At 69.3% G+C, this 26,267-nt stretch carries 25 protein-coding genes, 5 tRNA genes and 1 pseudogene; 11 read left to right on the plus strand and 20 right to left on the minus strand.

The window, feature by feature from the left end; genetic code table 11:
• The coding region (locus tag ACKVMH_RS07605) for a hypothetical protein (RefSeq protein ID WP_412699838.1) at positions 1 to 420 on the plus strand (420 nt) is incomplete at its 5' end.
• A gap of 78 nt (positions 421 to 498) precedes the next feature.
• Here ACKVMH_RS07605 and ACKVMH_RS07610 read toward each other — a convergent pair.
• Positions 499 to 1,149: a response regulator gene (locus ACKVMH_RS07610; protein ID WP_412699839.1), complete on the minus strand. Its 651-nt coding sequence runs from the start codon at positions 1,147 to 1,149 to the stop codon at positions 499 to 501.
• A 128-nt stretch (positions 1,150 to 1,277) separates the two neighbouring features.
• On the opposite strand from ACKVMH_RS07610, the gene ACKVMH_RS07615 reads away from it, so the two are divergent.
• Positions 1,278 to 2,216, plus strand: a complete 939-nt coding sequence (locus tag ACKVMH_RS07615) for a M28 family peptidase (protein WP_412699840.1) — start codon at positions 1,278 to 1,280, stop codon at positions 2,214 to 2,216.
• Positions 2,217 to 2,221: 5 nt separating this feature from the next.
• The gene (locus tag ACKVMH_RS07620; RefSeq protein WP_215220314.1) at positions 2,222 to 2,761 is read left to right on the plus strand and encodes a DUF2058 domain-containing protein; all 540 of its coding nucleotides are present in this window, start codon (positions 2,222 to 2,224) and stop codon (positions 2,759 to 2,761) included.
• A 23-nt stretch (positions 2,762 to 2,784) separates the two neighbouring features.
• Here ACKVMH_RS07620 and ACKVMH_RS07625 read toward each other — a convergent pair.
• Both ACKVMH_RS07625 and ACKVMH_RS07630 read right to left on the minus strand, forming a co-directional pair.
• Positions 2,785 to 2,874 (minus strand) — tRNA-Ser (locus tag ACKVMH_RS07625).
• Positions 2,875 to 2,931: 57 nt separating this feature from the next.
• On the minus strand, positions 2,932 to 3,906 hold the full coding sequence (locus ACKVMH_RS07630) for a LysR family transcriptional regulator (RefSeq protein ID WP_215220214.1): 975 nt from the start codon (positions 3,904 to 3,906) through the stop codon (positions 2,932 to 2,934).
• A gap of 110 nt (positions 3,907 to 4,016) precedes the next feature.
• On the opposite strand from ACKVMH_RS07630, the gene ACKVMH_RS07635 reads away from it, so the two are divergent.
• Positions 4,017 to 4,601, plus strand: coding sequence for an FMN-dependent NADH-azoreductase (locus ACKVMH_RS07635; protein ID WP_412699841.1), 585 nt, complete (start codon positions 4,017 to 4,019; stop codon positions 4,599 to 4,601).
• Positions 4,602 to 4,697: 96 nt separating this feature from the next.
• Here the strand turns inward: ACKVMH_RS07635 and serS are convergent, their stop codons facing one another.
• Positions 4,698 to 5,993 carry a serine--tRNA ligase gene (gene serS / locus ACKVMH_RS07640; RefSeq protein WP_412699842.1) on the minus strand — a complete coding sequence of 432 codons (1,296 nt, stop codon included), beginning with the start codon at positions 5,991 to 5,993 and terminating at the stop codon, positions 4,698 to 4,700.
• A gap of 120 nt (positions 5,994 to 6,113) precedes the next feature.
• Here serS and ACKVMH_RS07645 point away from each other — a divergent pair, with 120 nt between their 5' ends.
• Entirely contained in the window at positions 6,114 to 6,761 is a 648-nt protein-coding gene (locus tag ACKVMH_RS07645; protein ID WP_412699843.1) for an energy transducer TonB, read from the plus strand.
• A gap of 17 nt (positions 6,762 to 6,778) precedes the next feature.
• On the opposite strand, the gene aroA is transcribed toward ACKVMH_RS07645, so the two are convergent.
• From aroA to ACKVMH_RS07660, 3 genes are read right to left on the minus strand one after another with little or no spacing between them, the layout of a single operon-like run.
• Positions 6,779 to 8,089, minus strand: coding sequence for a 3-phosphoshikimate 1-carboxyvinyltransferase (aroA, locus tag ACKVMH_RS07650; protein ID WP_412699844.1), 1,311 nt, complete (start codon positions 8,087 to 8,089; stop codon positions 6,779 to 6,781).
• Positions 8,086 to 9,171 carry a 3-phosphoserine/phosphohydroxythreonine transaminase gene (gene serC, locus ACKVMH_RS07655; protein ID WP_412699845.1) on the minus strand — a complete coding sequence of 362 codons (1,086 nt, stop codon included), beginning with the start codon at positions 9,169 to 9,171 and terminating at the stop codon, positions 8,086 to 8,088. Before serC ends, aroA begins: the two co-directional genes overlap by 4 nt.
• Before the next feature lie 46 nt (positions 9,172 to 9,217).
• Positions 9,218 to 10,009, minus strand: a complete 792-nt coding sequence (locus ACKVMH_RS07660) for an FHA domain-containing protein (protein ID WP_412699846.1) — start codon at positions 10,007 to 10,009, stop codon at positions 9,218 to 9,220.
• A 91-nt stretch (positions 10,010 to 10,100) separates the two neighbouring features.
• Here ACKVMH_RS07660 and ACKVMH_RS07665 point away from each other — a divergent pair, with 91 nt between their 5' ends.
• The 4 genes from ACKVMH_RS07665 (at position 10,101) to arsC (ending at position 12,049) form a co-directional block, all read left to right on the plus strand.
• Positions 10,101 to 10,373 carry a polyhydroxyalkanoic acid system family protein gene (locus tag ACKVMH_RS07665; protein WP_215220207.1) on the plus strand — a complete coding sequence of 91 codons (273 nt, stop codon included), beginning with the start codon at positions 10,101 to 10,103 and terminating at the stop codon, positions 10,371 to 10,373.
• Between the two features lie 160 nt (positions 10,374 to 10,533).
• Entirely contained in the window at positions 10,534 to 11,493 is a 960-nt protein-coding gene (locus ACKVMH_RS07670) for a restriction endonuclease (RefSeq protein WP_412699847.1), read from the plus strand.
• Positions 11,494 to 11,554: 61 nt separating this feature from the next.
• Positions 11,555 to 11,629: transfer RNA gene (locus ACKVMH_RS07675), tRNA-Val, on the plus strand.
• A gap of 66 nt (positions 11,630 to 11,695) precedes the next feature.
• Positions 11,696 to 12,049 (plus strand): arsenate reductase (glutaredoxin), encoded by a 354-nt coding sequence (gene arsC / locus ACKVMH_RS07680; RefSeq protein WP_412699848.1) that lies wholly within the window; start codon positions 11,696 to 11,698, stop codon positions 12,047 to 12,049.
• Positions 12,050 to 12,055: 6 nt separating this feature from the next.
• On the opposite strand, the gene ACKVMH_RS07685 is transcribed toward arsC, so the two are convergent.
• The 3 genes from ACKVMH_RS07685 to ACKVMH_RS07695 form a co-directional block, all read right to left on the minus strand.
• On the minus strand, positions 12,056 to 13,681 hold the full coding sequence (locus tag ACKVMH_RS07685) for an FMN-binding glutamate synthase family protein (RefSeq protein ID WP_412699849.1): 1,626 nt from the start codon (positions 13,679 to 13,681) through the stop codon (positions 12,056 to 12,058).
• 63 nt (positions 13,682 to 13,744) lie between these two features.
• Positions 13,745 to 14,980, minus strand: coding sequence for a lytic murein transglycosylase (locus ACKVMH_RS07690; protein ID WP_412699850.1), 1,236 nt, complete (start codon positions 14,978 to 14,980; stop codon positions 13,745 to 13,747).
• Positions 14,981 to 15,033: 53 nt separating this feature from the next.
• The gene (locus ACKVMH_RS07695; protein WP_412699851.1) at positions 15,034 to 16,056 is read right to left on the minus strand and encodes a YeiH family protein; all 1,023 of its coding nucleotides are present in this window, start codon (positions 16,054 to 16,056) and stop codon (positions 15,034 to 15,036) included.
• Positions 16,057 to 16,153: 97 nt separating this feature from the next.
• On the opposite strand from ACKVMH_RS07695, the gene ACKVMH_RS07700 reads away from it, so the two are divergent.
• Positions 16,154 to 17,032: a LysR substrate-binding domain-containing protein gene (locus ACKVMH_RS07700; protein WP_215220201.1), complete on the plus strand. Its 879-nt coding sequence runs from the start codon at positions 16,154 to 16,156 to the stop codon at positions 17,030 to 17,032.
• A 5-nt stretch (positions 17,033 to 17,037) separates the two neighbouring features.
• Here ACKVMH_RS07700 and ACKVMH_RS07705 read toward each other — a convergent pair.
• From ACKVMH_RS07705 to uvrC, 5 genes are all read right to left on the minus strand, one after another.
• Positions 17,038 to 17,124 (minus strand) — tRNA-Leu (locus ACKVMH_RS07705).
• 46 nt (positions 17,125 to 17,170) lie between these two features.
• Positions 17,171 to 17,244: transfer RNA gene (locus ACKVMH_RS07710), tRNA-Cys, on the minus strand.
• 125 nt (positions 17,245 to 17,369) lie between these two features.
• Positions 17,370 to 17,445: transfer RNA gene (locus ACKVMH_RS07715), tRNA-Gly, on the minus strand.
• 36 nt (positions 17,446 to 17,481) lie between these two features.
• Positions 17,482 to 18,051, minus strand: a complete 570-nt coding sequence (gene pgsA, locus ACKVMH_RS07720; RefSeq protein WP_215220200.1) for a CDP-diacylglycerol--glycerol-3-phosphate 3-phosphatidyltransferase — start codon at positions 18,049 to 18,051, stop codon at positions 17,482 to 17,484.
• Positions 18,048 to 19,973: an excinuclease ABC subunit UvrC gene (gene uvrC / locus ACKVMH_RS07725; RefSeq protein ID WP_412699852.1), complete on the minus strand. Its 1,926-nt coding sequence runs from the start codon at positions 19,971 to 19,973 to the stop codon at positions 18,048 to 18,050. Before uvrC ends, pgsA begins: the two co-directional genes overlap by 4 nt.
• Positions 19,974 to 20,153: 180 nt before the next feature.
• Between uvrC and ACKVMH_RS07730 the strand changes: the two genes are divergently transcribed.
• Positions 20,154 to 21,446 carry a DUF445 domain-containing protein gene (locus tag ACKVMH_RS07730; RefSeq protein ID WP_412699853.1) on the plus strand — a complete coding sequence of 431 codons (1,293 nt, stop codon included), beginning with the start codon at positions 20,154 to 20,156 and terminating at the stop codon, positions 21,444 to 21,446.
• Here ACKVMH_RS07730 and kdsB read toward each other — a convergent pair whose 3' ends face one another.
• The 5 genes and pseudogenes from kdsB to ACKVMH_RS07755 all read right to left on the minus strand — a co-directional run bounded on the left by kdsB (position 21,447) and on the right by ACKVMH_RS07755 (position 26,154).
• The gene (gene kdsB / locus ACKVMH_RS07735; protein ID WP_412699856.1) at positions 21,447 to 22,229 is read right to left on the minus strand and encodes a 3-deoxy-manno-octulosonate cytidylyltransferase; all 783 of its coding nucleotides are present in this window, start codon (positions 22,227 to 22,229) and stop codon (positions 21,447 to 21,449) included.
• A pseudogene (lpxK, locus tag ACKVMH_RS07740) lies at positions 22,207 to 23,312 on the minus strand (tetraacyldisaccharide 4'-kinase). Before lpxK ends, kdsB begins: the two are co-directional and overlap by 23 nt.
• Complete coding sequence (msbA, locus tag ACKVMH_RS07745) at positions 23,309 to 25,057, minus strand: lipid A export permease/ATP-binding protein MsbA (RefSeq protein ID WP_412699854.1); 1,749 nt, start codon at positions 25,055 to 25,057, stop codon at positions 23,309 to 23,311. Before msbA ends, lpxK begins: the two are co-directional and overlap by 4 nt.
• Complete coding sequence (locus ACKVMH_RS07750; protein ID WP_412699855.1) at positions 25,054 to 25,488, minus strand: ExbD/TolR family protein; 435 nt, start codon at positions 25,486 to 25,488, stop codon at positions 25,054 to 25,056. The genes msbA and ACKVMH_RS07750 overlap by 4 nt, the downstream gene beginning before the upstream one ends.
• Before the next feature lie 3 nt (positions 25,489 to 25,491).
• Positions 25,492 to 26,154 carry a MotA/TolQ/ExbB proton channel family protein gene (locus ACKVMH_RS07755; protein WP_215220194.1) on the minus strand — a complete coding sequence of 221 codons (663 nt, stop codon included), beginning with the start codon at positions 26,152 to 26,154 and terminating at the stop codon, positions 25,492 to 25,494.
• Positions 26,155 to 26,267: the final 113 nt, after the last annotated feature.

Genomic DNA, 26,267 nt, shown 5'->3' on the forward strand with positions numbered 1-26,267 from the left:
GCCGTCGTGGCGGCCCAGGCGGCCAGCGGCCACGAGCCGGCCGGGCCCGTCGACACCGGTGCCACCGGCGACGGTGGCAAGGTCGAGCCGACGGTGATCCAGGAAGCCGTGGTCGAGGAAACCGTGGTCGACGACAACATCGTCCCCGCCCCGGTAGCGGTCGACGAAACCGCCGTGGTCGACACGCACGTATCCGAACCGGCCGCTGCCGTGATCGATCCCGCTACGCAGGTCAGCCAAAGCAGCGATGTCGAGCGTGGCGGCACCGCCGGCCAGGCCAACGGCAACGGCTCCGGAGCGCAGGTGCAGCCGCGCACCGCCGGGTTGTTCGACGACGAGTCGGCGCCGACCGCGCCGCAGGCGGCAGTGGATGGCCAGCGCGACGAAGACGGTGAGCAGGCACGCCAGCGCGACGCCTGAGTCCCATGGCAAGACGCAAAACGGGCCGCTTCGTGCGGCCCGTTTTCGTTTTGCGGATCCCGCCGGGACGAGTTGGATCTAGAGGCTGAGCGCGGGCTCCATCAATCCGTACTGCCCAAGCAACCGCGCCAGCGCCACGGTGTCGGTCACGCCGAGCTTCTGGAACAGACGCGTCTTGTGCGTGTTGACGGTTTTTGCGCTGAGGCTCAGGCGACGCGCGATGTCCTCCTGCCTGAGCCCCTGCACCAGCAGAAGCGAGACCTCGAGTTCGCGCGGGGACAGCAACTCGAACGGCGACGCGATGCCGTGGTCCAGTCCGGCGAGCGCCAGGTACTGCGCAACACCGCTGGCCAGGTAGCGCCGGCCGCGCGCGACATCGCGTACCGCGCGGACGAGCTCGACGGCGTCACCGCCCTTGCCGACGTATCCGGACGCGCCGGCCTCCAGCAGCCGCTTGGGCATCGGCCCGTCCTCGAGCACCGAAACGATGATCACCTTTGCGCCTGAGTTGCCCTTGACCACGCGCTCGGTCACCTCGAGCCCGCTCACGCCGGGCAGGTGCAGATCACACAGCACGATGTCCGGCTTTAGCGCACGGATCAAAGGGAGTGCGGCTTCGCCGGTCTCGGCGTCGCCCACCACCTCGATGTCGGTCTCACCCGACAGGATCATGCGCATGCCCGCACGGACCAGCGCATGGTCGTCGACTAGAAAAACCCTGATCGTCATACCTCTTCCATGTAGTTGCCTCTCCTGCGGCGCAGGCTACCCACGCGCCGGAGGCCACGCAACCAACGGCACGCGCCCGCCGACGCCGTGATCGGGCACACTGCCGCGATCATCCGGGAGCCCTCTCCATGACACCCAGCCTCCGTTCCGCACCGTTTTTCATCGCCGCGTCGTTGCTTGTGGCCTGCGCGCATCCCGCGCCGCAGCCTCCCGCCGCCAACGCCACGGTGGCCGCGCCCGTTCCGGCCAGCGCCGCCGCGCGGGACTGGCTCGAGGACGTCGACGCGATCGCCGCGGCCGCGGACAACGCCGGCCGGCGGGCGGAAATCGCGCAGCGGCTGGCCCTGCTGGACGTCGAGGTACGCACGGTGGCGTTCCAGAGCGACCACGGCCCGGGCGAAAACCTGCTGGCCGACATCGCAGGCAACGCGGACGCTCCACTGCTGTTGCTGGGCGCACATTCCGATCGCGTCGGCATGGGCACTGGCGCCACCGACAATGCGTCCGGCAGCGCCGTGGTGCTGGAACTCGCCGAGCGCTTCCAGGCCGAACCGCTCCAGCACCACCGGGTGGCGGTCGCGTTCTGGGACCAGGAGGAACTCGGGTTGCTGGGCGCCCACGCCTTCGTGCAGTCAGGCGGTCAGCAGCCGGCGCAGTACGTCAACTTCGACGTGTTCGGCTGGGGCGATACCGTCTGGATGATGGCGCCCGACCCCACCCACGCGCTCGTGGCTTCAACGCAGGCGACCGCCGCCGACGCGGGCCTCAAGTTGTCGGCCGGCACCCAGTACCCGCCGACCGACCACCGCGCGTTCCTGGACGCCCAGTGGCCGGCCGTGTCGTACTCGCTGGTGGGTGGCGACGAGATCGACGGCATCCTCGGCGCCTATGCCGGAAAACCGCCCGCGACCATGCCGAAGGTGATGCAGGTGCTGCACAGCGAACACGACACGATGTCGCAGATCGACCCGAATGCGGCGGTGCGCGGGATCGATGCCATCGAGTCCGCCCTGCGCCAGTGGGATGCCGCCGCCGGTGGTGTGGGCACAGCGGCGGGCAGCCACTGATGGCGATGCGCAACCCGTTGCAGGACCAGCTGCTGAAAGCCGGCCTGGTCAAGAAGAGCAAGGCCGCGCAGATCGTGCGGGAACAGACACGCCAGCGACATGGGAAGTCGGCTCCCCCCACCGAAACACCGGAAGTGGATGCGCGCCGGCTGCAGGCCGAGCGCGCCGAACGCGACCGTGCCCTCGCTGCCGAACGCAACGCCCGGGCACGGGTGGAAGAAGCCCGGGCGCAGGCCCGCCAGATCGTGGAAACCAACAGGCTCAATCGCGATGGCGAAATCGCCTACGCGTTCACCGACGAAGGCGTGATCAAGCGCCTGCTGGTCGATGCCTCGCAACGCGGCCAGTTGGCAAAGGGGGCACTGGTCATCGTGCGCCACGGCGAGGGCTACGAGCTGGTCCCGCGTGCCGCCGCCGACAAGGTCCTTGAGCGCGCCGCGGAGCTGGTCGTGCTCGACCACGCGAAGAACCCGCCGCCTGGGAACGAATGCGACGATGACGACTACTACAGCCGGTTCGAGGTCCCCGACGACCTGGTCTGGTAGCGCGGCCAGCGCGGAGCGGGCCATGGCGGAGAGAGTGGGATTCGAACCCACGGTGGGCGTAAACCCACGGCAGTTTTCAAGACTGCTGCCTTAAACCACTCGGCCATCTCTCCGTAAGGTCGGACCCTTGTACGGCGGGCGACATTCTCGCATGCGACGGGGGGCGCAGCTCAACGCATGAAGGCTTTCTGCTCGGCCTCGCTACATGGTTTGCCGTTGATGTCGGCGCAGCCCAGCCGGGCCGACTCGACCAGACCCGGCACCTTCTCGGCCAAGTAATCGATGAACACCCGGACCGCCGGCAGCAAGCCGCGGCGCGAGGCGAAGACCGCGTGGAAGATGCCCTGCGGCAGCCGCCATTCGGGCAGCACGACCTGCAGCTCACCCTTGCGGACGGCCTCGGCACACACCGTCTCGGGCAGCATCGTGATGCCCACGCCCTGCCGGGCCAGCGCCATCAACATCGGGAAATCGAAACCGGCCACCCGCGGCTTGAGGTCGATCCGCTTGATCTCGCCGTCGGGGCCGTGCAACTCCCAGCGCTGGCGGGACTCGTCCTCGCTCATCGACATCGTGATGTGTTCGGACAGCTCTTCCGGGTGCGTGGGGCGGCCCATCTTGCGCAGGTAGTCCGGGCTGGCCACCAGCAGCTCCTGGATCTGGCCGAAGCTGCGCATCACCAGGCTGCCATCGTCGTCGAGCCGGGTGCGTACGCGCAGAGCGACGTCGATGCCTTCGTTGATAACGTCGACCCGCCGGTTGCTCACCTGCAGTTGCACCCGCACCTGCGGATACCGGGCGAGGAACTCGGGCAGCAACCTCGGCATCTGCTCCTGCGCGGTGCCGACCGGCACGCTGACCCGGATCAGCCCGCGCGGCTCGGCACTGAGACGGTCCACCACCTCGCGCGCGGCCTGTGCCTCGGCCAGCATCGTCTGCGCGTGGCGGTAGACGCTTTGGCCGACATCGGTGACCGCGAAACGGCGCGTGGAGCGCTGCAGAAGGCGGACGCCGAGTTCGTTCTCGAGCTGGGTGATGCGGCGGCTGAGCCGCGACTTTGGGATGCCCAGTGCGCGTTCCGCCGCAGCGAAACCCGAATGGTCGACCACCATCGCGAAGTAGTAGAGATCGTTGAGGTCGTGCACGGTTATCCCATACGCAGAACGTTGCGTGACATTAGATGCGGTTTATCCCGAAACTGCAACAACCTACTCTGGTTTCTGTCGGGCCACGAGCCCATTCGGACCGAGAAACCATGAAGCTCCTGCATATCGATTCCAGCATCCTGGGCGACAACTCCACCAGCCGCACCCTCAGCGCCGCCATGGTGAAGCGCTGGCAGGACGCGACCCCGGGACTGGAGGTCAGCTACCGCGACCTTGCCGAGGCCCGCCTGCCCCACCTGACCGGTGGCTCGCTGGCCGGTGCGGACGCGCAGGAAGCGGAGTTGGCCGCCGCCATGATGGACGAATTCCTCGCGGCCGACGTCGTGGTGGTCGGGGTGCCGATGTACAACTTCAACATCCCGAGCCAGCTCAAGGCGTGGATCGACCGGATCTCCGTGGCCGGCAAGACCTTCAAGTACACGGAGGCCGGACCGGTCGGACTGGCAGGAGGCAAGACCGTCTTTGTCGCCGGGGCCTACGGCGGGTTCCATTCGGGCGATGCGCCGACCAACTTCATCGAGCCGTACCTGCGCTACGTGTTCGGCTTCTGGGGGATCACCGACGTGGAATTCATCACCGCCGAAGGCCTGGCGGTCTCGCCCGAGCAACGCGAAGCCTCGATCAAGTCCGCGCGCGAGCGCATCGAGGGCTCGTGCGAGGCGCTGGCCGCCTGAGCTACGGCGACGCGCGGTGCGCCTCGTCTTGACCCGGAAAACAACAAGGGCCCATGCAGGGCCCTTGTTCTTGCAGCCTAGGTGCCGCGTGGCGGCTCAGCCGATCCGTTCAAGTCCACCCATGTATGGCTTGAGCACGTCCGGGATCGCGATGGAGCCGTCCGCATCCTGGTAGTTCTCCATCACCGCGATCAATGCGCGCCCGATCGCCACGCCCGAACCATTGAGCGTGTGCACCAGCTCCGGCTTGCCGGTAGCGGGGTTGCGCCAGCGCGCCTGCATGCGGCGGGCCTGGAACGCCTCGCAGTTGGAGACCGACGAGATCTCACGGTAGGTCTCCTGGCTCGGCAGCCAGACCTCCAGGTCGTAGGTCTTGGTGGCCGAGAACCCCATGTCGCCACTGCACAGCAGCATGCGGCGGTACGGCAGGCCGAGCCGCTCGAGCACCACCTCGGCGCAGCGGGTCATCCGCTCGTGCTCGTCGTATGACTCCCCGGGGCGGCTGACGCAGACCAGCTCGACCTTTTCGAACTGGTGCTGGCGGATCATGCCGCGGGTATCGCGCCCGTGGCTGCCGGCTTCGGCACGGAAGCACATCGAGTCGGCGGTCATGCGCATCGGCAGCGCGGCATCCTCCACGATTTCGTCGCGGACGATGTTGGTCAGCGGCACCTCGGCGGTCGGGATGAGGTAGCGGCGGTTGTTGGCCGAGGCCGCGTCGCCGATCTCGGTGGCGAACAGGTCGTCCTCGAACTTCGGCAACTGGCCGGTGCCGCGCATGCTGTCGGCATTCACGAGCAGCGGCACGTTGGTCTCCTCGTAGCCATGCTCGCCGGTGTGCAGGTCGAGCATGAACTGCGCGAGCGCGCGGTGCAGCCGCGCCAGCGGCCCGCGCAGCACGGTGAAGCGCGCGCCGCTGAGTCTTGCGGCGGTGTCGCCATCGAGCCAGCCGTTGGGGGCGCCGAGCTCCACGTGGTCGCGGACCTGGAAGTCGAACGTCCGCGGGGTGCCCCAGCGGTGCTGCTCGACGTTGCCGGACTCGTCCGTGCCCGCGGGTACCGAGGCATGCGGCAGGTTCGGGATGCCCAGCGCGATGGCTTCCAGCTCGGCCTGGATCGCCTGCAGCCGGGCCTCGCTGGCTTTCAGCTCGTCGCCCAGCCCGGCCACCTCCGCCAGCAGCGGAGCGACGTCTTCACCCTTCGCCTTCGCCTGGCCGATCGCCTTGGACCGGCTGTTGCGCTGCGCCTGCAGCTCCTGCGTCCGGACCTGGATCTGCTTTCGCTCGGCCTCCAGCGCCTGCAGCGCCGCCGGATCCAGTGCGTAGCCACGGGTGGCACGGAGCCGTTCGGCGAGTTCGTCGGGTTGCTGGCGCAACAGGTTGGGGTCAAGCATGGGACCGCATCCGGGTGGTCGGGTGCGCGATTATCGCGTGGATTGACGTGGATGGGTGCCGTTGGCGCACCATTGAACACAGACATGCACAATGTCGACGACTGCCGCCGAGCCGCGCCCATGCCCGAATCCCCGACCAAGCCGTCGCGTTCCCATTTCGACCTCGCCTCGTGGCGCCCTTCGCCGCGCGCCCTGTGGCTGGTGCTGGGCGCCTTCGTCATCGGCCTGGTGCTGTTTGCGCTGGTCTGGTCGGGCGACCGCGACGGCGACGATTTCTTCCGCGCCAACGGCACGCCGCCAACGGCTGCGCCGTCCGCGTACGAACCGTTGCCGGTGCCCCTGCCCGCGGGCAGTCGCGACGCAAGCGGGATGGATGCCGAGCGACAGTCCGCGGACGAGGACGAAGTGGCGCAGCAGGACGAGCCCCGGCTGGTCGAAGCGCCGGCGCCGGTCGCGGTCGAACCGCCGCCGCCCCCCCCGCCCAGCCCGTTGACCCAGCCCCGGCCGATCCCCGGCGCCACCCCTGCCCCGCGGTATCCCGTGCGCGCACTGCGCCGTGGCGAAAGCGGAACGGTGATGGTCAGGGCGGAGATCGGGCCCGATGGCGTGCCGACCTCGGTGTCGGTCAGCCAGGGCAGCGGCTCGCGCCTGCTCGACCGCACCGCGGTGGACGCGGTGAAACGCTGGCGGTTCGAACCGGCGACCCTTGACGGCCGGCCGACCGTCGGCACGGTGGTGGTACCGATCGCGTTCGAACCCTCACGCTGAGGGGCCACGCGCGCCGGTCAGCCGGCGCGCAGTCCGAATCCGGCCTGGGTAGCCAGCGACACGAACCCCGGGAACGAGGTGGCGACGTTGGCGACATCGCGGATGCGCACCTCGCCCTCGGCGCGCTGGGCGGCGACGGCAAAGCTCATTGCCACCCGGTGGTCTCCGTGGGCGTCCACCTCGCCACCGCGCAGGCGCCCCCCTTGGATGACGACGCCGTCCGCGCGCTCGTCCGCCCGGATGCCAAGTGCTCGCAATCCAGCGGCCATGGTGCCGATGCGGTCGGACTCCTTGACCCGCAACTCGGCCGCGCCGCGTACCACCGTGCGGCCTGAGGCGCATGCGGCGGCGACGAACAGCGCCGGGAACTCGTCGATCATGTCCGGCACCAGCGCTTCGGGCACTTCGATGCCCGTCAGTGGCGCGTGGCGCACTCGCAGATCCGCGACCGGCTCCCCGCCCTGCTCGCGACTGTCGGTCTCTTCGATATCGGCGCCCATCAACCGCAGCGCCTGCAACAGCCCGGTACGCCTCGGGCTGACCCCGACCGACCGCAGCACCAGGTCAGACCCCGGGATGATGCTGGCGGCGACCACGAAGAACGCAGCGGACGAGAAATCAGCCGGCACTTCCACCCGCGTCGCAACCAGGCGATGTCCACCCGGCACGCTCGCAAACCCGGGCTTGAAGTCGATCGGATAACCGAACGCGGCCAGCATCCGTTCGGTGTAATCCCGGGTCGGATGCGGCTCGCGCACGGTGGTCGTGCCACGTGCGCCCAGGCCGGCGAGCAGCACGGCCGACTTCACCTGTGCGCTCGCCACCGGCAGGTCGTAGGCGATGCCGGACAGCGATTGGCCGCCGTGGATCCGAAGCGGCGGCACCCCACCCGGCCCTGTATCGATGCGAGCCCCCATCGCCGCCAGCGGTTCTGTCACGCGCCGCATCGGCCGTTGCGACAGCGACGCATCCCCCACCAGCACGCTGTCGAACGCCTGTCCTGCGAGCAGGCCGGCCAGCAACCGCATGCCGGTGCCGGCATTGCCGCAATCCAGCTCGGCGTCGCTGCCGCGCAGTCCATCCAGCCCGACCCCGTGGATGCGCCGCACCTGCGGCGCCGGAGACTCGATGCGCACGCCCAGCTGGCCGAGCACGCGGGCCGTGGCGCACGTGTCCTCCCCTTCCAGGAAACCGTGGACTTCCGTGACCCCGTCGCCCAGCGCCCCGAGCATCAGTGCACGGTGCGACACCGACTTGTCCCCTGGCACCACGAGCGAACCGTGTAACGGACCGCCAAGCGCGGCGATCCAGTCCTGCCGCGTCGTCATCCGTGCCGCTGCCGGAACTCGTCCATGAACCCCACCAAGGCGCGCACGCCCGCCTCGGGCATGGCGTTGTAGATCGAGGCACGCATGCCGCCCAGTGCCCGGTGGCCCTTCAGCGAGATCAACCCGGCCTCCTTCGCCTCGGCGAGGAACGCCTTGTCCAGTCCATCGTCGTGGAGGAAGAACGGCACGTTCATCCGCGAGCGCACGGCCGGCGCTACCTCGTTGCGATAGAAACCGCCGGATCCGTCGATCGCCGCGTACAGGGCATCGGCCTTGCGCTGGTTGCGGCGGGCGAACTCCTCGACGCCGCCTTCGGCCAGCATCCACTTGAAAACAAGCCCGGCCAGGTACCAGTTGAAGGTCGGCGGGGTGTTGAGCATCGAGCCGCTCTTCGCGTGCCGGGCGTACTCGAAGATGGGCGCGCGCGGCTGGCCGCTACGCTCCAGCAGCTCCCGGCGCACGATCACCACGCTCACGCCGACCGGCCCGAGGTTCTTCTGCGCGCCGGCGTAGATCATCGCGTAGCGAGACACGTCGACCGGTTCGGAGGCAATGCTGGAGCTGAAATCGGCGATCAGCGGCACGTCGCCCACGTCGGGTGTGTCGCGGAACTCCACCCCGTGGATGGTCTCGTTGGCGGTGACGTGCACGTACGCAGCGTCGTCGGACAGCCGCCAATCGGCCCGCGCGGGAATGTCCCGGAAGCCACCCGCCTCGCCGTCGGCGGCGACGTTGGCGGACACATAAGGGTGCGCCTGCTTGATCGCGGTCTTGCCCCAGTGGCCCGTCACCACGTAGTCCGCGGCTTGCCCGGGGGCGGCGAGGTTGAGCGGGATCAGCGCCTGCTGGGTGGTCGCGCCGCCGGACAGGAACAGCACCGCGTAGTCGTCGGGTACGGACAGCAGCGTGCGCAGGTCGGCCTCGGCCTCGGATGCGACCTGCATGAACTCCGGTCCACGATGGCTCAGCTCGACGATCGAGGCACCGGCGCCGTGCCAGTCAAGGAGCTCGGCGCCCGCCTGTTCCAGCACGGTTTCGGGCAGGGTCGCAGGGCCGGCACTGAAGTTGTAGGCGCGCGTCATCGCAGGAGCTCCATTGGGAAGGTCGGGACGGGAAGGCCGGGCGCGCTCAGCGCGCGCCGAACATCAACAGCAGCGTCAGTGCCGCGGCCAGCATCACCGCGGCCAGCAACAGCCACGGCATGCGTCGTATCGAGGACGCGACCGGCGAAGGCGCGTCGTCTGTCGTCTCCGTGTCGTGCCCATCCTCCGGGACGGCCGTGGCTTCCGCGATGCCCGGTGACAGTGGCGCCTCGATCACGAACCGGTGGCTGCCCACCACCAGCTGGTCGCCGGCCTGCAACAACCCTTCGCGCACCGCGTGGCCGTTGACCACGACGTTGGCGCCGCCCAGGTCACGCAGCACGATGCCGTCCTGGTGCGGCTCGAGCCGCGCATGGCGCTCGGCGATCGCAGGGCCGTCGATGCGGATGTCGCATTCGACATCGCGACCGATCTCGCGCGCGTGGTCGAGGCTGAAACAGCGTCCATGGGAAGGCCCGCCAACCCCGCGCAGCACCGCGCGCCGGTCGCTCTCGCGCACGTTCGGGATGCCCTTCGGCATCGGCCCCGGCGAGGTGCCCAGCAGGACCAGTTCGGCCCCTTCCAGGTGGATGGCATCGCCGGCGCGCAGCATTGCCATGCGCCGTACCGGCCGGCCGTTGACGTGCACCGCGCCGTCGGGCGCACGGGACTGCAGCCAGACCCCGCGGCGGTCGATGCAGAACTGCACCAGCGCGTCTTCGCGGTGCTCGACTCGGTCCAGGGCACCATCGTCGGCGCGGCCGAACGCGTGGACGCCCTGGCCCAGGGCCAGTTCGTTGCGGTCGTGGTCGGGAAATCGCAGGCTGAGGGCATTCACGCCGCTAAAATCTAGCACGCTCCCCACACGTCGCCCATGGGCTGTGAACCCCTCGCGGCGCGCCGCACAATGGCACTCCACAGGAGGTTCCATGGCAAGCATCGACATCCAACATCCCCATACACTGGCCCCGCCGCGCGCGCGCCAGGCCGTCCAGGAAATCGCCGACAAGCTGGCCGACCGGTTCGGCGCCGAGTGCCGCTGGGACGGGGACATCCTCGACTTCACCCGAAGCGGCATCGATGGCCGCATCGCCCTGCTGCCGGGACAGGTGCATGTCACGGCGCAACTGGGGTTCCTGCTGGGCGCGATGAAGGGCCCGATCGAAGCGGAGATCCGCCGCGTACTGGACGAGCGGTTCTGAGGCGTTCCGGCCCGCACAGGGGCCGGCAGCCCGCGGTGTGCCAAACCGTGCCGCGCCTCACCCGGCGTGCGCAGACGCGGACGTATATTGCGCGGGTCTTTCGTTGCCCCCCAGGTGGATCGCAGGAATGCTGACAGTTCCATTCTTAGTAACTGCATTGGTGATCGCACTTGTCCTCGGCGCCGGCCTCAGTGCCTGGTTGTGGCGGGTGCAATGCCGGAAATGGGTGATGGAGGCCGGGCTGCGCACCTTGGCGGCGATGCGTTGGCGGGAGTTCTCGCGCTTCGTTATCGAGGCGCTGCAGGCGCAGGGCTTCGAGGCAAGCCGGCTGGAGCCGTCCGCCGACCGCGGCCAGAAGGCCGACCTGCTGCTCAACCGCGATGGCCAGACCTGGTTGCTGACCTGCAAGCAGGGCGTCGACTACCGGGTCGGGCGTCCAATGGTCGAGGAGCTTGCCTCGGCGGTGCGGGCCAGCGGCGCGAGTGGCGGCATCCTCACCACGCTCGGCCGGATCGAGCCCGATGCCCGCCGCCACGCGGGGGCGATCGAGCTGCTGGACGGGCCGATGCTGTGGACGCTGATCGACCCCCTCCTGCCACCAAGCGTGCACACCGACCTCGTGGCGACGGCGCACCGCCGCACGTTGCGGGCGATCGGGCTTGGCTGGGTTGCGGCACTGGCTGCCGGCGTCGCGCTGGCAATGCTGCTTGGCGGGTTGCGGAGCGCTGGCGGCGACCCGAAGCCGGCCCCGGTACCGCCGATGGTGGCCCCACCCGCTTCGCAAATGCCGTTGACCGGTCGTGGGGTTGAGCCGGCGGCGCCCGTGATCGCTGCACCGTCCACGGACACGCCGGCCGGCGCCACGGAACCGGCATCCGAAGCGGAGCAGCGCGAACAGATCGAACGCGACATCGCCGCCCTGCCCGGCGTCGTCGATGCCGGCTGGGCCACCCGGTCGACCCTTGTGGTGCACCTGATGCCCGATGCCACCGATGACCAGATCGACGGCGTCTGCGAGGTGCTGGAGCGCAGCGAGTCGCTCGGCGCTTCCCGCGTGCAGTTGCAGCCCGCCCCCTCGAGCGGGCAACCGGTGCGGTTCATGCAGTGCCGGGTGTATTGACCGGCCCGAAAGGCTTGCCGGCGTCCGCGGCGCCCAGTAAACTGCGCGGCCCAGCAATACCGGGCGGTTAGCTCAGCGGTAGAGCATTGCCTTCACACGGCAAGGGTCGCAGGTTCGATCCCTGCACCGCCCACCAGTAGTATGGAGCCGGCCACGCGCCGGCTTTTTTTATGCCCGCGGGGACCGTCGACAAGGAGTTCGCATGCCCGCTGCCCGCCTGTATCACAACCCCCGCTGCTCCAAGTCCCGCGGCGCACTCGAGCTGCTGCGCGAACGCGGCATCGAGCCCGAGATCCGCGCCTACCTGGACACCCCGCCGGGCGAGGACGAGCTGCGCCAGCTGGTCGCGATGCTGGACGTTTCGCCCCGTGCCCTGTTGCGCACCGGCGAGGCCGAGTACCGCGAACTCGGGCTGGACGACCCGTCGATCACGGATCACCGGATCATCGCGGCCATGGCGGCTCACCCGCGGCTGATCGAGCGCCCGATCTTCGTCAACGGTGGGCGTGCGGTGATCGGTCGCCCTCCCGAGCGCGTGCTCGATCTGCTCGACTGAGACCGGTCAGAACGACTTGCTCTGGCGCATCTTGCGCGCGCGGTCGGGCGCACCGAACGAATCGCTGCGTGCGCTCGCCCAGAACGCCTTGAACACCGCGTGCTCGGGCAGGCCCGTCAACAGGGCCCCGGGTTCGAGGAACCGGTACAGCGCCGCCAGCGACCGGACCTCGGTCGGCGTAACCCGACGCATGATGTGCTCTGGCCCGAGTTCACGCGGATGCTCCAGCCCGGCCGCGCACACCAGGTCGCGCAATGCGCGCACGGTGTTGTGGTGGAAGTTATAGACGCGGCTGGACTTGTCCCCCACATCCAGGCCGCGCCAGCGTCGCGGATCCTGGGTCGCCACGCCGGTGGGGCAATGGTCGGTGTGGCACGCCTGGGCCTGGATGCAGCCGACCGCGAACATGAAACCCCGGCCCGCATTGCACCAGTCCGCGCCCATCGCCAGTGTGCGCGCGATGTCGAACGCGCTGGTGACCTTGCCGGCCGCCGCCAGCCGAAGGTCGTCGCGCAACTCGAGCCCAACCAGGGTGTTGTGCACCAGCATCAGTGCCTCGTGCATGGGCAGGCCGACGTGGTCGATGAATTCCGCCGGCGCGGCGCCGGTGCCGCCCTCCGCGCCGTCGACCACGATGAAGTCCGGCAGGATGCCGGTTTCCTTCATCGCCTTGGCGATGCCGAACCATTCCCACGGATGCCCGATCGCCAGCTTGAAGCCGGTCGGCTTGCCGCCGGACAGTTCGCGAAGGCGGGCGACAAACTCGAGTAGGCCGACGGGGGTCGAGAAGGCGCTGTGCTGCGCCGGTGACACACACTCGACACCCGGCGGCACCCCACGCGTCAACGCGATTTCAGGGCTGACCTTGGGCGCGGGCAGCACGCCGCCGTGGCCGGGCTTGGCGCCCTGCGACAGTTTGACCTCGATCATCTTCACCTGCGGGTCGGTGGCATTCTCCACGAACCGCTCGACGCTGAAACCGCCATCGTTGTCGCGGCAACCGAAGTAGCCCGAGCCGATTTCCCAGACCAGATCGCCCCCGTGTTCGCGGTGATACGGCGAGATCGAGCCTTCGCCGGTGTCGTGATAGAAGCCGCCGGCCTTGGCGCCCTTGTTGAGGGCGCGGATGGCATTGGCCGACAGCGACCCGAAGCTCATCGCCGAGATGTTGAACACGCTCGCCGAGTACGGCTGTGCGCTCTTCTCCCCAACCAGCACGCGGAAATCCGGGTCGACATGCTCGCTCGGCACCATCGAGTGGTTGATCCACTCGTAGTCGGGGCCATAGACGTCCTGCAACGTGCCGAACGGGCGGGTATCGATGACCGACTTGGAGCGCTGGTAGACAAGTGCACGCTGCAGGCGCGAGAACGGCACCTCGGCGGTATCTGCCTGGATGAAGTACTGCCGCATCTCGGGGCCGATCGACTCCAGTCCGTAGCGGAAGTGTGCGAGCAGCGGGTAGTTGCGACGCAGCGTGCTGCGCTGTTGCAGCAGGTCCCAGGTCCCCAGTGCCGTCAGCGCGCCGGCGGCCAGCAGGACCCACGTCCAGTCGCGGTCGAAGGCAAAGGTCATCACCGCCGACAGCAGGGTCAGTGCGATGGCGGCGGCGTAGAGGGCATAGCGCGACATGCAGGCTCCCATCAGTCGAAGCGCAAGGATAACCGGCGCGCCGGGCGACCGATGCCTTGCCGGCTAGCGGGTCCGGGGCTCCGCCGGCGCAGCCGGCACCGGGCGCGTAGCCTTCAACGCGCGCAGCAGGCCTTGGCTGGCGCGACCGTCGGGGGGACGGCCGAGACGCTGCTGCTCAAGCACGATCGCGGCGCGTGTGTTGCCGCCGACGATGCCGTCGATCTCGCCGATGTCGTGGCCACGATCCAGCAGCAATTGCTGCAGTTCGCGACGCTGGAGCCGCGACAGCCCCGGGTCGTCGGTGGGCCAGTCGCGAACGAGACCCGGGCGGCCGCGCAGTCGCTCCGACAGCAACGCGATCGCAAACGCATAGCTCTCGGCGGCGTTGTACGAGTAGATCGCGTCGAAGTTGCGGAACACCAGGAACGCGGGTCCGTCGCGGCCGGCAGGCATCACCAGCGCCGAGCGCCGGCCATCGGGCGCTATGGGACTGCCGTCCACCCGTGTGATGCCCTGCCCTACCCAATGCGACAGCGGCTGCCGCCGGGTACGTCCGTGGGCACCGCTGAAGCGGGCGGGCACCGCGACCTCGTAGCCCCACGGCTCACCAGTGCGCCATCCGGCCCGCTTGAGGTAATTGGCGGTCGAGGCAAGCGCGTCGGGGATGCTGTCCACCAGGTCCCGGCGACCGTCACCATCGAAATCAACTGCCAGCCGACGGTATGTCGACGGAATGAACTGGGTATGGCCGAAGGCGCCGGCCCACGACCCGACCAGCTTGTCGGCGGTGACATCACCATCGCGGATGATCCGCAGCGTGGCCAGCAACTCGCCCCGGAAGAAATCCTGCCGCCGTCCCATGCACGACAGCGTCGTCAGCGACTGAAGCAGCGGGCGCTTGCCGAATGTATCGCCGAAGTCGCTTTCAACGCCCCACACCGCAACCACGGTCGCCGGGTCGACGCCATATGCCGCTTCCACCCTGGACAGCACATCCGCATGGCGTTGCAGCATCTGCCGGCCGTCGGCGACACGCTCCTCGTCGACCAGGCCGGCGAGGTAGTCCCAGATCGGCGTCTTGAACTCGGGCTGCGAATCCAGCAGCCGCAGCACCGAGGTGTCCGGCACCACCGTGCGCACGTGCCGGTCGAACAGCGCGCTGCCGATGCCTTCGCGCCCCGCCCGCGCCTGCAGACTGTCCACGCAGCGGCGGTAAGCGGCCTGGTCGTATGCGGGCGGAGGCGGCGTCGACGCCTGCGGCGCCGCGGACATGGCGAGGACGAGCAGGTTCGAAAACATGGACGAACCATATCGACCCCGGTCGTGATGGGACCGTGGTCAGCGCGGCAATGTCACGTGACTGCGCGCACGAGCAGGTACCCGCCGACGCTGAGCCACAGGAAGAGCACACCGGCCAGCAACAGCGGCCGCGGGCCGAGCGCACGCAGCTTGGCGATGCGCGTCTCCACGCCCAGTGCCGCCATGGCGGTTGCGAGCAACAGCGTGTCCAACGTCAGCAGCGCCGCCCTCCACGGCCCGGGCAGCTGGATGACCGAGTTGAGGGCCACCACCGCCAGGAACCCCAATGCGAACCACGGGATCACCATGGCCCGCTCACCGCCCTCACGTGCCTCCTGCCAGCCGAGCACCAGCAACACGGGTACCAGCAGCAACACCCGGGTCAGCTTGACGATGACTGCGGCGTCGGCGGTCTCGGGACTGACCGCGCTGCCGACCGCCACCACCTGCGCCACTTCATGCACGGTCGCTCCGGCATACAGCCCGAACGCGGCGGGATCGAGCCCGAGATGCGGGTACAGCATCGGGTACAGGAAGATGTTGAAGGTGCCGAACAACACAACCGTGGCGACCGCGATCGCCACCTTGCTGGGATCGGCGCGCAGCACGCGCTCGACGGCCAGCACCGCCGCCGCGCCACAGATAGCGCTGCCGGCGGCCGTCAGCATCGCCGTGTGCCGGTCCAGGCCAAACCAACGGCGCCCGGCCCAAGTGCCCAGCATGAGCGTGGACACGACCACCACCACGTCGACCAGCAGCCCGGCGGCGCCGATCGCCGCGATGTCCTGGAAACTCAGCCTGAGCCCGTACAGGACGACGCCCGCCCGCAACAGCTGCCGCTGCGACACGTGAAGACCTGGCGCCAGCCGTGCGGGCAGGTGCGCGCCCAGCAGATTGCCCACCAGCAGTCCCAGCACGATCGCGCAGGTGAGCGCGCTCAACTGCCAGCGCGCGAGCCACGGCAACTCCGCGAGCCACAGGCCGAGCAAGCCCAGCCCGACCGCGAGCGCGAGACCGGGAAGCAGGCGAATGGTCGGCCGGAGGATGCCTGGCAACGTGCCGGAGGGTGTGGTCATGGGTTGGACGGGCGGGACGTCATCGGGGACGCAATCGTGGCCCACCCTCGATATTCAGTACAGTTGATACTTCTTACCCGCCCCATCAGTCCGATTGATGAACAGCGTCAGCCCCCGGCAACTGGAAGTGTTCGTCGCCATTGCCGCCGGCGGCACCGTGCGTGGCGCGGCCGAGCAACTCCACCTGACCCAGCCGGCGGCCAGCATGGCCCTGGGCGAGCTGGAGCGGCTGCTGGGATACCGGGTGTTCGACCGTATCCAGCAGCGCCTGCACCTCAACGCGCATGGCCGCCGCCTGTTGCCGCGCGCCCGCGACATCCTCGAGCGGCTACGCGAGTTCGGCCTGGGCGACGCCGGCGAGGACCTGTCCGGTGAACTGCGGCTGGGCGCCAGCAACACCATCGGCAACTACCTGGTCGGCGACCTGCTGGGCGGGTTCGTGGCCGCGCATCCACGCGTCAGCATCCGGCTGCACGTCGACAACAGCGCATCGATCCTCGCCGGGATGCTCGACTACAGCCTGGACCTGGGGTGCATCGAGGGGCCGGCGGCGCATCCGCAACTGGAACTCCTTCCGTGGCGAAGCGACACCTTGTGCGTGTGTGCACCGCCGAACCACCGGCTGGCCGGGCGCAAACGCCTGCGGCCGGACGACTTCGCAGGCGCACGCTGGATCCTGCGCGAGGCCGGCTCGGCCACGCGCAGCCAGGCCGAACGCGTCCTCGCGGCGCTCCCCGCCGGCGAGACCGTGCTCGAGCTCGACCAGAGCGAGGCGATCAAGCAGGCGGTGATCGCCGGCCTCGGCCTGGCACTGCTGCCGGCGATCGCGGTGGAGGAAGCGCGGCTCTCCGGGCGCATCGCCGTCTTGCCGACGCCGTTCCTGCCGCTGCAGCGCGAGCTGAGCCTGGTGCTTCACCGCCAGCGCCATCGCGGCGCGCTGCTGGGGGCGTTCCTCGCCAGCGTGGGCGCGGGGTAGCAGCGTGGTACCCGGACCGGGAATCGAACCCGGATAGCCTTGCGGCTGACGGATTTTAAGTCCGTTGCGTCTACCAGTTCCGCCATCCGGGCCGATGGTCGCACAAAGAAAAAACCGCGCCGGAGCGCGGTTCGAAGATGGAGGCCGAGGTCGGAATTGAACCGGCGTACGCGGATTTGCAGTCCGCTGCATAACCACTCTGCCACCCGGCCGGATGACGCGCACCGCAAGCATACCGCTTGTGGTGCCGGCTGCACGGGGCAGCCTCTGGAAAAAACAAAACCCCGCGAACGGGGTTTGTTTCGAAAGCCCCTCCAGCGAACCGGAGGGCGAAATCTGGAGCGGGAAACGAGACTCGAACTCGCGACCCCGACCTTGGCAAGGTCGTGCTCTACCAACTGAGCTATTCCCGCTGAGGAGCCGCCATTTTAGGCATGACGGCAGAACTGTCAACTGTTTTTCACATCATCCTTCAGCGAAGGCCAGGCTGCATGCAGGTACGCGAAACCCGACCACAGCGTCAGCAGCGCGGCCGCGGCCAGCAGCCACTCGCCGATCGCGAACACGGGCAACTGCAGCACCGGATCGCGGTACAGCAGGAACACCAGCGCGACCATCTGGACCACCGTCTTGACCTTGCCGATCGTGGCGACCTTGACCTTCGCCCGCTGGCCGAGCTCGGCCATCCACTCGCGCAGGGCCGACACCGCGATCTCGCGCCCGATGATCACCGCCGCCCACAACGCCATCCACACGGTGTGGTGGTGCTGCACGGTGATCACCAGTGCGGTGGCGACCATCAGCTTGTCCGCCACCGGATCCAGAAACGCGCCGAACGCCGAGTACTGGTCGTAGCGACGGGCGATCCAGCCGTCGAGCCAGTCCGTCAGCGAGGCGAACGCGAAGATCGCCGCGGCGGCGAAATTCGTCCACCGGTAATCCAGGTAATAGACCAGCACCAGCACCGGGATCAGCACGATCCGCAGCAACGTGAGCATGGTCGGCACCGTCAACTTCATTCTTCACTCCGTGTCGCACCGGCCCCGGGGGCATTGCCAGCGCTTTCGAGTCCGTGCAGGGTCGCATAGATGCGTTCGGCCAGGGCAGCGTTCACGCCTTCCACGCGGGAGATCTCCTCGACGCCGGCGGCCTTGAGCCCGCCGAGTCCGCCGAAGTGACGCAACAGGTTGGCGCGGCGGCGCGGGCCGATGCCGGGGATGTCCTCCAACCGGCTGGTGTTGCGCGCCTTCTGGCGCCGACCGCGATGGCCGGTGATGGCGAACCGGTGCGCCTCGTCGCGGACCTGCTGCACCAGTTGCAATGCGGGCGAGCCGGCACCCGGGCGGACGCACCGCCCATCGGGCAGCAGCAGTTCCTCGTCGCCGGGGCGGCGGGCCGGCCCCTTGGCGACGCCGACCAGCGCCACGCCTTCGATGCCCAGCTCGTCCAGCACCGCCCTCGCCTGCGCGACCTGGCCGGCACCGCCGTCGATCAGCAGGATATCGGGCAGCACCGCGGCCGCCTTGTCCACCCGCTTGCGCCGGGTCGCGGCCGCCGGGTCATCCACGTCGACCGTGTCGGATGCCACCGCGCGACGGAAACGCCGGCTGATGGCCTGGTGCATCGCCGCGTAGTCGTCACCCGACTCGATGCCGGCGATGTTGTAGCGGCGGTACTGGCCGCGGACCGGGCCTTCCGCATCGAACACCACGCACGATGCGACGGTGGCCTCGCCCATGGTGTGGCTGATGTCGAAGCACTCGATCCGTTGTGGCAGCGCGGCCATCCCCAGCAATTCACGCAGGCTTTCGGCGCGAGCCAGCTGGGCAGCGTGGCTGGTGCGCTCGCTTGCCAGCGTGATCTGCGCGTTGCGCCGGGCCATGTCGAGGTAGCCGGCGCGGTCGCCACGCACGCGGTGGCGGATTTCGACCTTGCGCTCGCCGGACGCCGACAGCGCCTGCTGGATCAGTTCGCGGTCCGGGATGTCGCGGTCGATGACGATCTCGCCGGGGGGAAGCTGCTCGCCGTAGTACTGCGAGACGAACGCCGCCAGCACCTCTGCGGCGTTCTCGCTGCCATTGGTCTTGGGGAAGAACGAGCGCGTGCCCAGGTTGCGGCCGTCGCGGAAGGCCAGCAGCACCACGCACGCCGCGGCGCCCTGCATCGACACGGCGAGGACGTCCAAGTCCGCCGCGCGGCCATCGACGTACTGGCGCGCCTGCAGCGTGCGGATCGACGACACCAGGTCACGCAGGCGGGCGGCCTCCTCGAAATCCAGGCGCTGGGCGGCGCCTTCCATCGCGCGGCCCAGCTCGTCGGTCAGCTCGTCGCTGCGCCCCTCGAGCAGCAGGGTGGCGCGGCGGACGCTCTCGGCATACTCGCGCGCCGACACCAGTCCCACGCAGGGCGCGCTGCAGCGGCCGATCTGGTGCTGCAGGCACGGCCGGGACCGGTTGCGGAACACGCTGTCCTCGCAACTGCGCAGCTTGAACAGCTTGTGCATCAGGTTGAGCGTGTCGCGGACCGCGCCGACGCTCGCATACGGACCGAAGTACCGGCCGGGTATCGAGCGTGGCCCGCGATGGACCGCGATCCGCGGCCAGGCTTCGTTGGTGAGCAGGACGTAGGGATAGCTCTTGTCGTCGCGCAGCAACACGTTGTAGCGCGGCTTGAGCGACTTGATCAGCTCGTTCTCGAGGATCAGCGCCTCGGCTTCGGTACGGGTGACCGTCACCTCCATCCGCACGGTCTGCGACAGCATCGCCATGATCCGCGCCGACTTCGGGGTCGCATTGAAGTAGCTGGAGACGCGGTTCTTCAGCGCGCTCGCCTTGCCGACGTACAGGACCTTGTCGTCGGCGCCGATCATCCGGTACACGCCGGGCGCGGTACTGAGGCCGCGCGAGAACGCCTTTCCGTCGAATGGCGCCGTCGCGGTCACGTGCACCCCGCGGACAGGGGGCGGCGGCTCGGCGCGGGTGCGACAGCGTGGCGGGCAGGCATCGGCTCCATGGATGGGGTCGATTATCGCCCGTGCAAACGGCGCGCGTGTGGCGCCGTCCGGCCGTATTCATCCGCGGGCCGGGTGGCGTGCACCGGCGGTCGCTGCAATGATCGACGCATGCTACCTCCGGTCGCCGCATCGCCCCGCGCCGTCGCCCTCGCCCGCCGCAAGCGCGTGGCGGTCGCGATGCTCGCGGCTGCGGCAGTGCTGTTCGTGGCGGCCACCTGGATGGAGGTGCGCCATCCGCACTGGGCGTTCGGCCTGCTGGTGGCGATGGCGGAGGCGGCGATGATCGGCGGGCTGGCCGACTGGTTCGCGGTGGTCGCGCTGTTCCGCCACCCGCTCGGCCAGCGCTGGATCCCGCACACGGCGATCATCCCGAACCGGAAGGATGCCCTCGGCCGGGCGCTGGCCGACTTCATCTGCAACCATTTCCTTGAGCCCGGCGAGGTGATGCGCAAGCTCGACGAGTTCGATCCCGCCTCGCGGCTGGCCGTCGTGCTGTCACGACCTGAGAACACCGCACGCGTCGGCCGGCTGGTCGTGGACCTGTCACCGCACCTGCTCGCTTTGCTCGACAGCGAGCGGCTCCATGCCTTCCTCGAGCGGCTGACGCGCGAGCAATTGCGGCGGATGGACGTCGCCGCCCTGGCAGGCCAGGTGCTGGAGGTCATGACCCACCAGCGCCGGCACCAGGCCCTGTTGGACAGCGTATTGCGGGACATTGCCGGGGTGCTGGCCGACCCCGGCACGCAGGAGACCGTGGCCGCGCGCATCGCGCCCCAGCTCTGGTCCGTCCTCAGGCTGACCGGGCTGGACGAGCCGGTTGCCCGGCGGTTGGCCGAACGCGTGGTGGCAGGCGTCGGCGACCTCGTCGACGAGATGGCATCCGAGCCCGACCACGAGCTGCGCCTGCGGTTCGACCACTACGCCGCCGACTTCATCGCGCGACTGCGCAGCGACCCGGCTCTGCAGCGCAAGGTCGGCGAGATGCGCGACCGCCTGCTCGACGACCCGGCCCTGCCCCGCTACGTGCGCGGGCTGTGGGACGACGTGCTGGCGTGGTTGCGGCAGGACCTGCTGCGCGAGGACTCCGAGATCGCGGCCCGCGCCGGGCGGGTCGCGATGGTGCTGGGGGAGCGACTGTCGGCCGATACCTCCATGCGCGACTGGCTCAACGGCTGGCTGCGCGCCACGGTGGAGCCGATGGTCGACCGCTACCGCGGCAGCATCCGCGACTTCATCGTCGAGCGTGTCGGCCGCTGGGACACCCGCGAACTGGTCGACGAACTCGAGCTGAGCGTCGGCAGCGACCTGCAGTACATCCGCTACAACGGCACCGCGATCGGGGCGCTGATCGGCGGCGTGCTGTTCGGGATCGTCCAGCTGATCGCCTGGCTGGGTCGCTGATCAGCCCGGCTGCGAGGCCATGAGCGCTTCGGCGCGGGCGAGGTCGTCGGGCGTGTCGACGCCGGGTGGAAACGGCGCGGGCGTGAGCGCCACCGCGATCCGGCACCCGGCCTCGAGCGCACGCAACTGTTCCAGCGATTCCACCTGCTCCAGCCGTCCCGGCGGCATTGCAGCAAAGCGTTGCAGGAACCCGGCGGTGTACCCGTAGATGCCGATGTGCCTCAGCCAGGCGTGGCCGGCGGGCAGTCGGCTGCGGTCCGCGGCGAAGGCATCGCGCGGCCAGGGCACCGGCGCACGGCTGAAATAGAGCGCGTCGCCGCTGGCGGCCCGCACGAGCTTGACCGCGTTGGGGTCCAGCAAGGTGTCGACGTCCTCGACCGGCGCCGCCAGCGTGGCCATCTCGGCACCGCTGGAGCGCAACAACGCCGCGACCGCGCGGATGCCTTCGGCCGGCGCGAAAGGCTCGTCACCCTGCAGGTTGACCACGGCGGTACCGGTGTCCCAGCCGGCGATACGTGCACACTCGGCCAGCCGGTCGGTACCCGATGCATGCGCCGACGAGGTCATCGCGACCTTCACGCCGCTGCCCTGGAGCGCCTCCGCGATGCGCGGATCATCGGCGGCAACCCAGACCTCGCGCGCGCCGGCGGCCAGCGCACGGCGGGCGACATGCAGCACCAGTGGCTCGCCGGCAAGCAGGCGCAGCGGCTTGCCGGGCAGCCGCGTGGCGTCGTGGCGGGCCGGGATGGCGACTACGAAGTCAATCGGACTCATGGCCGCGATTCTGGTCGAGCGCCTGCAACCGGTCCAGCAGCGACACCCAGAATCCCTCGGGCAGCTCGGCCTGCACCGGCACGCTGTGGAAGGCGTCGGTGGCGAACTCCGCGCACTTCACCGCGTCCTTCTCGGTCATCAGCACCGGCAGCGGACTGCCGAACTCGAAATCCGCGGCGCGGTAACGGTGATGGTCCGCGAACGCGTGCGGCACCACCGCGATCCCGAGCCCACGAAGCATCGTGAAGAAGCGGTCGGGGTTGCCGATCCCGGCCACGGCATGCACCCGGTGGCCGGCGAAGCTGTCCAGTGGCCGCGGCCGGCCGCCGCGCACCGGCACTGCGCGGTCGGCGAGCAGGCGCATGGGCCATTCGCCGAAGCCGGCCTCGCCGCCGTTGATCACGCGGAAGTCGCACTGGCTGCCGCGCTCGGGCAGCTCGCGCAGGGGACCGGCCGGAAGCAGCTGGCCGTTGCCATAGCGGCGGCGGCCGTCGACCACTTCGATCTCGATGTCGCGCTNGGACCGGCCGGAAGCAGCTGGCCGTTGCCATAGCGGCGGCGGCCGTCGACCACTTCGATCTCGATGTCGCGCTGCAGTCGGTAATGCTGCAAGCCGTCGTCGCAGATGACGATGTCGCAACCCGCTTCAGCCAGGGCCTTTGCCGCGGCGGCACGATCGCGGTCGGCGCGCAGGCGTGCACCGGTGCGGCGGGCGATCAGGACCGGTTCGTCGCCTCCGATCGCCGGCGCCGTGTCGGCATCCACCCATACCGCATCGGCAACGTCGGTGCGGCCGTACCCGCGGCTGGCCACGCCGGGGTTCCAGCCCTCGCTGCGCAGGCGCTCGACCAGTGCGATCGTCAGCGGCGTCTTGCCGGCGCCGCCCGCAGTGATGTTTCCGACCACGATGACCGGGACGCCCGGGTGGCTGCGTCCAAACCAGCCCTTGCGGTACAGCCAGCGGCGGGCGCTGGTGACGGCCGCATACACCGAGGCCAGCAGGCGGGCACCCAGCGGCACCGGGGCCTCGCCATACCAGTAGGCGGGCTGGTGTTCGCGCCGGTTCGAGGGACCGGTCGGACCGGGGTTCATTGGACCTCGCGGAACTGCATGCGGTGCAGGTGGGCGTACAGCCCGCCCCGCTCCAGCAGCTCGGTATGGGTGCCGCGCTCGACGATGCGGCCTTCATCGAGCACCAGCACCTGGTCGGCGTGCTCGATGGTCGACAGCCGGTGCGCGATGACCAGCGTGGTGCGGTCCGGCATCAGCCGCTCGAGCGCATCCTGTACCAGCCGCTCGGACTCGGTGTCGAGCGCGGCGGTGGCCTCGTCGAGGATCAGGATCGGTGCGTCCTTGAGCATCGCCCGGGCGATCGCAAGACGCTGCCGCTGGCCGCCGGACAGCCGGCCGCCCTTGCTCCCGATGCCGGTCTCGACGCCATCGGGCAGGCGTTCGACGAACTCCATCGCATTGGCGCCCCGGATCGCGCGCTCCAGCCCGTCTGGCGATGCCTGTTCCAGCTCGCCGTAGGCCACGTTGGCCGCCACGGTGCCGTCGAACAGCATCACCTGCTGCCCGACCAGCGCGATCTGCCGCCGCAGGTCGGCCAGCCGGTACTCGCGCAGCGGATGGCCATCGAGCAGGATCTGGCCCGATTCGATCTCGTAGAAGCGCGGGATCAGCTTGATCAGCGTCGACTTGCCGCTGCCCGAGCGGCCGACGATGGCGGTGACCGTGCCAGGCCGCGCGGAGAAGCTGATGTCCGTCAGTGCCTGGGTGGCCTGCCCGGCATAGCGGGCACTGACGTCGCGGAACTCGATCTCGCCGCGGGCGCGGTCGAGGGGCCGGGTGCCTTCGTCCTGCTCGTCACCGGCGTCCATCACGTCGAACAGGCGGTCGGCCGATGCCACGCCACGCTGCAACATGCCCTGCACGTTGGTGAGCTGCTTGAGCGACGGGATGATCGCCATCATTGAGATCATCAGGGTGACGAAGCCGCCGGCACTGAGCCGTCCGGCCATCGCCTCGCGACCGGCGAAGAACAGGAGCAAAGCGAGTCCGATGGACCCCATCAGCTGGACCATCGCCGAGGAGATGCTGCGGGTCGACTCGACCTTCAGGGTCAGCTTGAGGTGGTGGTTGGCCTGGGCCGCATAGCGTTCCAGCTCGACCGCCTGCGCGCCGTACACCTTGACCTCCTGCTGGTTGCCGAGGGCCTGGTCGGCCGACTGCATCAGCGCCGCGCCGCTTTCCTGGATCTTGTGGCTGATGCGGCGATAGCGCTTGCCCACCTTGTCCATGATCCACGCCAGCGGCGGCGCCATGATCAGGATCGCGATGGTGACCTGCCAGCTGGTCCACAGCATCACGCCCAGCATCGCGATCACCTGCAGGGTCTGCTGCAGCATGACCTTCATCGCGTCGATCGCGGCCTGGGCGACCTGGTCGCTGTCCGACCCCAGCCGTACCAGCATCGACGGCACCGGCTCGGCGTCGAAGCGCAGCCCCGGAAGCCGCAGGTACTTGCCCAGCACCTGGACGCGCAGGTCGCGCGCTATGCCACGGCCGGACTTGGCCATGTGGATGTCGGTGATGTAGCCGGCCACACCGCGCAGCAGGAACAAGGCGACGATCGCCACCGGCAGGACGAGGCTGAATTCGCTGTTGCGATCAATGAAGGTCTCGTCGACCACGGGCTCCATCAGCTTGGTGAACGCGGCGGCCGAGGCGGCCTCGAACAGCATGCCGATGCCCGCAATGACCAGTAGCGGACGGTACGGGCGGGCGAAACGGAGCAGCCGCCGATAGACCTGCCACGGGGTGGCGGCTTCACTCACGGAACGGCTCCGCTGCCCTCGCCTATCGGCGCGGTGGCGCTCATGACCCGGTTGAATCCGAGCTGGCCCAGCGCGTCATATACCGTCACCACGGCCTGGTACGGCGTGCGCGCGTCGGCACGCAGCATCACCGGGCGGTCGCGGTCGTTGCCGGCCACCTCGGCAATGGTCGCCTTCAGCGCGCCGATGTCGGTGCGCAGGACCTCGCGGTCATCGACGAAGTAGCGCCCCTCGGCATTGACCAGTACCACCAGTGGCTGCGTGGCCTCGGTCTGTTCGCCGGTCGCCTTCGGCAACTCGAGCTTGATCACCGAGCGCGCGTCGAACGTGGTGGTGACGACGAAGAAGATGATCAGCACCAAGATGACGTCGATCATCGGGACCAGGTTGATCTCCGGCTCGTCGTCGGCGCGGTGGTCGCGGATACGCATCGCTCAGCTCGCGCTCACCGGCGGGTTGATGCCGTGGCCGCCCGCCGCGACTTCGGCCGACGCAGCCGCTGGCTGGAGGGTGTCGAGCAGGCGGATCGCCTCGTGCTCCATGTCGACGATGTACTCGGCGATGCGGCCGCGGAACCAGCGGTGCGCCATCAGCGCGGGAATGGCGACGATCATGCCGGTGGCGGTGCAGACGAGCGCCTTGCCGATGCCGCCGGCGAGCTCGTTGACGTCGCCCATGCCGCTTTCACCGATCACCAGGAACATCTGGATCATGCCGACCACTGTGCCGAACAGCCCCAGCAGCGGACCCGCGGCGGCGATGGTGCCGAGTGTGTTGAGGTAGCGCTCCATCCGGTGGACCAGGTGCCGGCCGACGTCCTCGATGCGTTCGCGGATCTGGTCGCGGGGGCGGTGGCGGACGTCGAGCGCGGCAGCCAGCAGTGCGCCCAGTGGCGACGTCGCGCGCAGCGAGTCGATATGCGCCGGGTCGAGCGTGCCACCCGCGGCCCAGGTCCGGACTTCCTGCCCCAGGTTGGGCGGCGCGACGGCGATGCGTCGGAGCGTCCAGGCCCGCTCGAGGATGATCGCCAACGCGAGCACGGTCAGTGCCAGGAGGGGAATCATCGGCCAACCGCCGGCCTTGACCAGTTCCAGCACGCACAACCTCCGGCCCGTGGCCGATCTATTCCGGCCGGTAGGATAGCCCAGCCGGCGCGGCCGCCGGGGCCTGCGCCGCCCGGCGCGCGGCATCCCACAGCCGCGGATGTGCG

Origin of the sequence: Lysobacter zhanggongensis (assembly GCF_046638635.1) — a bacterium.
Taxonomy (GTDB): domain Bacteria; phylum Pseudomonadota; class Gammaproteobacteria; order Xanthomonadales; family Xanthomonadaceae; genus Novilysobacter; species Novilysobacter luteus.